Origin of the sequence: Streptomyces sp. WELS2 (assembly GCF_013870595.1) — a bacterium.
Taxonomy (GTDB): domain Bacteria; phylum Actinomycetota; class Actinomycetes; order Streptomycetales; family Streptomycetaceae; genus Streptomyces.
Genome location: NZ_JACBWZ010000289.1, coordinates 1 through 7,087 on the forward strand (window position 1 = coordinate 1; position 7,087 = coordinate 7,087).

At 71.6% G+C, this 7,087-nt stretch carries 9 protein-coding genes; 5 read left to right on the forward strand and 4 right to left on the reverse strand.

What is annotated here, in order from left to right; translation table 11 throughout:
* The coding region (locus H5J33_RS17990; RefSeq protein WP_181795956.1) for a membrane dipeptidase at positions 1-358 on the forward strand (358 nt) is incomplete at its 5' end.
* 4 nt (positions 359-362) lie between these two features.
* Here H5J33_RS17990 and H5J33_RS17995 read toward each other — a convergent pair.
* A complete protein-coding gene (locus H5J33_RS17995) occupies positions 363-755 on the reverse strand; it encodes a VOC family protein (RefSeq protein ID WP_181795957.1) in 393 nt (130 codons plus the stop codon).
* Positions 756-788: 33 nt separating this feature from the next.
* Positions 789-1,148 carry a VOC family protein gene (locus tag H5J33_RS18000; protein WP_181795958.1) on the reverse strand — a complete coding sequence of 120 codons (360 nt, stop codon included), beginning with the start codon at positions 1,146-1,148 and terminating at the stop codon, positions 789-791.
* Between the two features lie 84 nt (positions 1,149-1,232).
* On the opposite strand from H5J33_RS18000, the gene H5J33_RS18005 reads away from it, so the two are divergent.
* Entirely contained in the window at positions 1,233-1,739 is a 507-nt protein-coding gene (locus H5J33_RS18005; RefSeq protein WP_181795959.1) for a CGNR zinc finger domain-containing protein, read from the forward strand.
* Between the two features lie 129 nt (positions 1,740-1,868).
* Here H5J33_RS18005 and H5J33_RS18010 read toward each other — a convergent pair whose 3' ends face one another.
* Positions 1,869-3,212 (reverse strand): UDP-glucose/GDP-mannose dehydrogenase family protein, encoded by a 1,344-nt coding sequence (locus H5J33_RS18010; RefSeq protein WP_181795960.1) that lies wholly within the window; start codon positions 3,210-3,212, stop codon positions 1,869-1,871.
* Between the two features lie 188 nt (positions 3,213-3,400).
* On the opposite strand from H5J33_RS18010, the gene H5J33_RS18015 reads away from it, so the two are divergent.
* From H5J33_RS18015 to H5J33_RS18025, 3 genes are all read left to right on the forward strand, one after another.
* Entirely contained in the window at positions 3,401-4,558 is a 1,158-nt protein-coding gene (locus H5J33_RS18015; RefSeq protein ID WP_309485428.1) for an acyl-CoA dehydrogenase, read from the forward strand.
* A 154-nt stretch (positions 4,559-4,712) separates the two neighbouring features.
* Positions 4,713-5,495, forward strand: a complete 783-nt coding sequence (locus H5J33_RS18020) for an SAM-dependent methyltransferase (protein WP_258565198.1) — start codon at positions 4,713-4,715, stop codon at positions 5,493-5,495.
* A 134-nt stretch (positions 5,496-5,629) separates the two neighbouring features.
* Complete coding sequence (locus H5J33_RS18025) at positions 5,630-5,995, forward strand: four-helix bundle copper-binding protein (RefSeq protein ID WP_181795962.1); 366 nt, start codon at positions 5,630-5,632, stop codon at positions 5,993-5,995.
* A gap of 61 nt (positions 5,996-6,056) precedes the next feature.
* Here the strand turns inward: H5J33_RS18025 and H5J33_RS18030 are convergent.
* On the reverse strand, positions 6,057-7,087 hold a 1,031-nt coding region (locus H5J33_RS18030; RefSeq protein ID WP_181795963.1), incomplete at its 5' end, for an LCP family protein.

Genomic DNA, 7,087 nt, shown 5'->3' on the forward strand with positions numbered 1-7,087 from the left:
CGTCAGCGGGGCCAAGGGCCTGTGCATGGTGCCGCTGACCGCCGAGCAGACCGGCCCGGCCGTCCCGGACGTCGCCGACCACCTCGACCACATCCGCGACGTGGCCGGCCCCGAGTGCGTCGGCCTGTCCGGCACCTACGACTCCGGGGTGGTGCATCCCCGTGAGCTCGCCGACGCCTCCCGCTATCCGCACCTGATCGCCGAGCTGCTCCGGCGCGGCTGGTCCGAGACCGAACTGGCTCTGCTGACCTGGGGAAACGTCCAGCGGGTGCTGCGCGGCGCCGACTTCACGGCCCGCGCCGCCCAGCACCGCCGGGAGGCACCGGCACCACGGATCACCGACCTGGACGCGCTGTAGCGTCCTAGGACCGCTCGATCCGGGACAGGCAGAACGGATGCCCGGCCGGGTCGGCGTACACCTGGAAGTCCTTCTTCTCGCGGTCCTCCAGGTCCAGCGGACGGGCGCCGAGCGCGAGCACCTTCTCATGGGCCGCGTCGACGTCCGCCCAGGTCGGGCCCGCGTCGAAGTCGATGTGGAGCTGCTGGCCGTTGCGGTCGGCGCGCGGCCACTCCGGCGGGGTGTACCCCTCGGCCCGCTGGAAGGCCAGCCGGGGCCCGTCCGGCACCCGCAGGACGACCCAGTCGTCGTCCTCGGCCTGCGGGGTGCCCCCGGCCACCGCCGCGTAGAAGGCGGCCAGGCGGTGCGGGTCGGGGCAGTCGAGCACGACGTTACGGAAACGGGCCACGGGCGCCATGATGTCCTCCGGTTTCTTCGCTTCTTCGACGTCTCAGCCGGCGCAGAGGCAGAACGGGTGCCCCGCCGGGTCGGCGTAGACACGGAAGGTGCGGGACCGGTCGGCGGTGTCCAGCGGGCGGGCGCCCAGCTCCAGCGCCTCCTTCTCGGCCGCGTCCAGGTCCGGCACGGTCAGGTCCAGGTGGAACTGCTGGGAGTGGTCCGGCGCGGGCCACCGGGGCGGCACGAACCCGGGCGCCCGCTGGAAGGCGAGCGCCGGGCCGCCGGGCACCCTCAGGGTCGTCCACTCGTCGTCCCCCTCCACCGCGCCGCCCAGCACACCGGCGTAGAAGCCGGCCAGGGCGCGGGGGTCGGGACAGTCCAGGACCACGGCATCGAGCTTGGCGAGAGCCATGACTACCTCCTAGGGGTTACCTGTAGATACGGGTAACCGGTAACGGTTACCGCATGCTCCCCTGGTGGCGGTAACGTTGCAAGCATGAGCGAGAGATCCGCCGCTCCCGGCGGCCTGGCGCTGGTCGAGTCACTGGTGAACACGCTCGACCTCGGGGCCGCCTCCGACGCGCTGGACACGCCGGAGGGCCGGGACCGGCTGGGAATCCCGGATGACGGCGTCGCCGAGGCCCGCGAACTGCGCGAGTCGCTGCGGGCCGCACTGCTCGCCCACGCCGGCCACCCGCCGCACCGCGCCGTGACCCCGCTCGGCACCCTGCTCGCCCGGGCCCCGCTGTATGTCGCCGTGGACGACCACGACGGCTCCGCCCGCCTGACCCCCGCCGCGGCGGGCCCGCTGCTCTCCCGCGTCGCCGCCGCCGTCGCCGAGGCACTCGTCGCCGGCACCTGGAGCAGACTCAAGGCATGCGAGTCCGAGACCTGCCACTGGGCGTACTACGACCGCAGCCCCGCCGGGTGCGGGCGCTGGTGCTCCATGCGGGTCTGCGGGGCCCGCGCCAAGATGCGCCGCTACCGCGCGAAGGGCGCCTGACCCCCGCCACCGATGGTGCACAATGCGCACAGCCCCGGTTCGGCCGACTGAGCCTCGGCCGAACCGGGGGCAGCGGGGGCGCGGCGAAAGGCACGGGACACCGGCCGCCGCCGCGGCACAGGGCTTTCGCTAGGCCGTCGGCCGGCCCATCGCCCGGTACGTCCAGCCGGCCCGGCGCCACAGCTCCGCATCGAGCGTGTTGCGGCCGTCGAGCAGCACACGGTCCGCCGCCACCTCGCCCAGCGCCGCCGGGTCCAGCTCGCGGAACTCGCGCCACTCGGTCAGGTGCAGCACGACATGGGCGCCCCGGACGGCCTCCTCCGCGGTGTCGGCGTAGCCCAGGGTCGGGAAGACCTTGCGGGCGTTGGCCATGCCCTTCGGGTCGTACACCGTCACCTGGCCGCCCTGGAGGTGGATCTGCCCGGCCACGTTCAGCGCGGGCGAGTCGCGCACGTCGTCCGAGTCCGGCTTGAAGGTGGCGCCGAGCACCGCGACCCGCTTGCCGAGGAAGGAGCCGCCGCCGAGTGCCTCCCGGGCCATCTCGACCATCTGGCCGCGCCGGCGCATGTTGATGGAGTCGATCTCGCGCAGGAAGGTCAGCGCCTGGTCGGCGCCCAGCTCGCCCGCGCGGGCCATGAACGCCCGGATGTCCTTGGGCAGGCAGCCGCCGCCGAAGCCGATCCCGGCGCGCAGGAACTTGTGGCCGATCCGGTCGTCGTGGCCGATGGCCTCCGCGAGCTTCGCCACGTCACCGCCGGCCGCCTCGCACACCTCCGCCATCGCGTTGATGAAGGAGATCTTGGTGGCGAGGAAGGAGTTCGCGGCCGTCTTCACCAGCTCCGCGGTCGGGAAGTCGGTGACGACGAACGGCGTGCCCTCGGCCACCGGCGTCGCGTACACCTCGCGCAGCAGCTTCTCGGCGCGCTCGCCGCGGACGCCGACCACGATCCGGTCCGGGTGCAGGGTGTCCTGGACGGCGAAGCCCTCGCGCAGGAACTCCGGGTTCCAGGCCAGCTCGGCGTCCGCGCCCGCCGGGGCGTGCTCGGCGAGGTAGGCCGCCAGCCGCTCGGCGGAGCCCACCGGCACGGTCGACTTGCCCACGACCAGGGCCGGGCCGTGCAGATGCGGGGCGAGGGAGGCGATCGCGGAGTCCACGTACGACATGTCGCAGGCGTACTCGCCGTGCTTCTGCGGGGTGTTGACGCACACGAAGTGCACATCGCCGAAGGCACCGGCCTCGGCCCAGTCCGTGGTGAACCGCAGCCGCCCGGTCGAGCCCTCGATCCCGGCGACATGCCTGCGCAGCAGCTCGTCGAGCCCCGGCTCGTACATCGGGGTCTCGCCGCGCTCCAGCAGGGCGATCTTCTCGGGCACGACGTCCAGACCCAGTACCTCGAAGCCCAGCTCGGCCATGGCCGCGGCGTGCGTGGCGCCGAGGTAGCCGGTGCCGATCACGGTGATCTTCAGGCTCATGGGTGCTCCAGCTCGGGTCCGTCGGTCGTGCTCGGTCATGCGGGCCCGAGCATATCCGGGCCCCTCGCCGGGCATTTCTCCCGCTGTCGCGTAGGTCACGTAGGCGGGTGGGGGCCGGACCTCTAAAATTTGAGTTACTTAACGGTAATTAGCGTCAGTATCACTGCGTCTTTGGAGCGTGAGAGACCGTGGCCGGATCGGCTGACTTCGACCTGTACCGCCCGTCCGAGGAGCACGACATGCTCCGGGACGCCGTCCGTTCCCTGGTCGAGGCGAAGATCGCGCCGTACGCCGCGGCGGTGGACGAGGAGGCGCGCTTCCCGCAGGAGGCCCTGGACGCCCTGGTGGCGAACGACCTGCACGCCGTGCACGTCCCCGAGGAGTACGGCGGCTCCGGCGCCGACGCGCTCGCCACGGTCATCGTGATCGAGGAGGTCGCCCGCGCCTGCGTCTCCTCCTCCCTCATCCCGGCGGTCAACAAGCTGGGCTCGCTGCCGGTGATCCTCTCCGGCTCCGAGGAGCTGAAGAAGAAGTACCTGGGCCCGCTGGCCAAGGGCGACGCGATGTTCTCGTACTGCCTCTCCGAGCCGGAGGCGGGCTCGGACGCGGCCGGCATGAAGACCAGGGCCGTCCGCGACGGCGACCACTGGGTGCTCAACGGCGTCAAGCGCTGGATCACCAACGCGGGCGTCTCCGAGTACTACACGGTGATGGCCGTGACGGACCCCTCGAAGCGCTCGAAGGGCATCTCCGCCTTCGTCGTGGAGAAGTCCGACGAGGGCGTCTCCTTCGGCGCGCCGGAGAAGAAGCTCGGCATCAAGGGCTCCCCGACCCGCGAGGTCTACTTCGACAACGTCCGCATCCCCGCCGACCGCATGATCGGCGAGGAGGGCACCGGCTTCATGACGGCCATGAAGACCCTGGACCACACCCGCATCACCATCGCCGCGCAGGCGCTCGGCTGCGCCCAGGGCGCCCTCGACTACGCCAAGGGCTACGTCCAGGAGCGCAAGCAGTTCGGCAAGCCGATCGCCGACTTCCAGGGCATCCAGTTCATGCTCGCCGACATGTCGATGAAGATCTCGGCCGCCCGCGCCCTCACCTACCAGGCCGCCGCCGCCTCCGAGCGCGGCGACGCCGACCTCACCTACCTGGGCGCCGCCGCCAAGTGCTTCGCCTCGGACGTCGCCATGGAGGTCACCACCGACGCCGTCCAGCTCCTCGGCGGCTACGGCTACACCCGCGACTACCCGGTGGAGCGCATGATGCGCGACGCCAAGATCACCCAGATCTACGAGGGCACCAACCAGGTCCAGCGCATCGTCATGGCGCGCAACCTGCCGTAACCGCCAGGGTCCGCGGATTTCCGGAAGGCGCCCCTCCGGGCGCCTTCCTTCTTTATGTTGGTGCGCGTTCCGATCGTGATCACTTCGAAGGAGACCCGCGCCCATGGCCCTGACCGACCACACCGCGGCAAGGGGTGACGAAGGCGTCGCGCGCATGGCCCGGCTGCGCACCGACGTCTCCCACTCGGCGCGCATCTGGAACTACTGGCTCGGCGGCAAGGACCACTACCCGGTGGACGAGGAGGTCGGCGACCAGATCCTCGGCTTCGTCCCCGCGCTGCCCCGCTCGGCCGTCGCCGACCGGGCGTTCCTGGCCCGCGCGGTCCGGCACCTGGCCGGCACCGAGGGCATCCGGCAGTTCCTGGACATCGGCACCGGCCTGCCCACCGCCGACAACACCCACGAGGTCGCCCAGCGCGTCGACCCGTCCTGCCGGATCGTCTACGTCGACAACGACCCGCTGGTCCTCACCCACGCCCACGCGCTGCTGACCAGCACCCCCGAGGGCGCCACGGACTACATCGATGCCGATGTGCACGACCCGGAGGCCATCCTGCGGGGCGCCGCCCAGACCCTCGACCTCGACCGCCCGGTCGCCCTCACCCTGCTCGGCATCCTCAACTTCGTCATGGACACCGACGAGGCCGTGTCCATCCTGCACCGGCTGCTGGACGCCGTGCCCTCCGGCAGCTTCCTGGTCGTCTCGCACCCCACCACCGAGGTCGACGGCGAGGCGATGACCCAGGCGGTGGAGTACTGGAACGGCCAGGGCTCCGCGCCCATGACCCTGCGCAGCCGCACCGACCTGGCCCGCTTCTTCGACCGGGTCGAGCTGCTCGAGCCCGGCCTGGTCTCCTGCTCCCGCTGGCGGCCCGAGCCCGGGGAGCCGGAGCCGGCGGAGGTCACCCACTTCGGCGCGGTGGGCCGCAAGCCGTAGAACGGCGGGCCGGTGCGGGCCGTGAGCCCTGGCCGGGCGAGGGGTCCCGGGGCCGACGTGCGGGGCGGCGGGAGCGGACGTAGGACGGAAGGACACGGGGTCCGCCCCGGGCCCCCGCCCTCCCAGGAGGAGTCATGACCCAGTCGCCGGCGATGCCCGCCCTCACGCGGCAGATGCAGGACTGCATCGCGGCCTGCATGGACTGCCACGGCGTCTGCGAGGAGACCATGAGCTCCTGCATGCAGAAGGGCGGCCCGCAGCAGATGCAGATCATGCGCGCGCTGATGGACTGCTCGGAGACCACCCGGATGTGCGCCGACATGATGATGCGCCGCTCGCCCGCGCACACCGACATGTGCGCGCTGTGTGCCAAGGTGTGCGACATGTGCGCCGAGGCGTGTACCGCCATGCCGGACGACCAGCAGCTGACGCGCTGTGCCGAGGCGTGTCGCCGCTGTGCCGAGAGCTGCCGGGCGATGGCGGGCGCCGGCCGCATGTAGCCCCCGCGACGGCACGGCCGGGGGCACCCGGACCGGCGCCCCCGGCCCCCGCTTCCGCCGCCTAGTTCCCGGAGACGGTGACCTTCTCGTCGTTGTTCAGCTCGTCCACCAGCGTCTTGACCTTGGCCTTGTCCCAGACCAGGTTGCCGCCCGCGGAGCCGGAGATCGGCATGTTCATCGAGGTGCCGTCACCGCCGCTGACGCCCTTCATCGCCCAGAACATCGACGCCAGGTCCCACAGCGACATGTCCTTGTCGACGATCAGGGAGTCCAGGCCCGCGCCCATGGTCGGGTAGAACTTGAACGGGTTCAGGATCGTCGACGGCGTCGCCACCTGGTGGGCCAGGGCGGCCAGGAACTTCTGCTGGTTCTTGGTCCGCTGGAGGTCGGAGGCGGCGAACGCGTGCCGGGTGCGCACGAACGCGAGGGCCTCCTGGCCGTTCAGGGTCTGCTTGCCGGCCTCGAAGTCGGCGCCCGACCACTTGTCCTTGAAGCCCTTCTCGATGTCGATCTCGACACCGCCCACCGCGTCCACGATGCCGGCGAAGCCCTGGAAGCCGATCTCCACGTAGTGGTCGATGCGCAGCCCGGTGTTGGCCTCGATCGTGCGGACCAGCAGCGTCGGCCCGTCCTCGGCGTAGGTGGCGTTCAGCTTGGTGTGCCGGCCCTGCGCCGGGAAGACCTTCCCGGACGTCGACCCCTGGTACGACGGCACCACCACGTCCGAGTCGCGGGGCAGCGAGATCAGCGTGTCGCCGTTGTCACCGACGTGCAGGATCATCATCGAGTCGGTGCGCTTGCCCTCGGCGCCGCCGGTGTGCAGCTTCTTCTCGTCCTCCTTGGACATGCCCTCACGGCTGTCCGAGCCGACGATCAGGTAGTTCGTGCCGTCGCCGCCGTCCGGCCGGTCGATGACCTTGGACAGGTCCACCTCGCGGCGCAGCTTGGAGTCGGCCCAGAAGTAGGTCGCGACCGACGTGACGACCAGCACACCGGCCACCGTGATCGCCGTCCACTTGATCCGCCGCCGCCAGTTCGGCGCCGGACGCGGGCCCCGGGCGGGCGCGCCCCCCGGAGCGCCCGGGCCGCGGC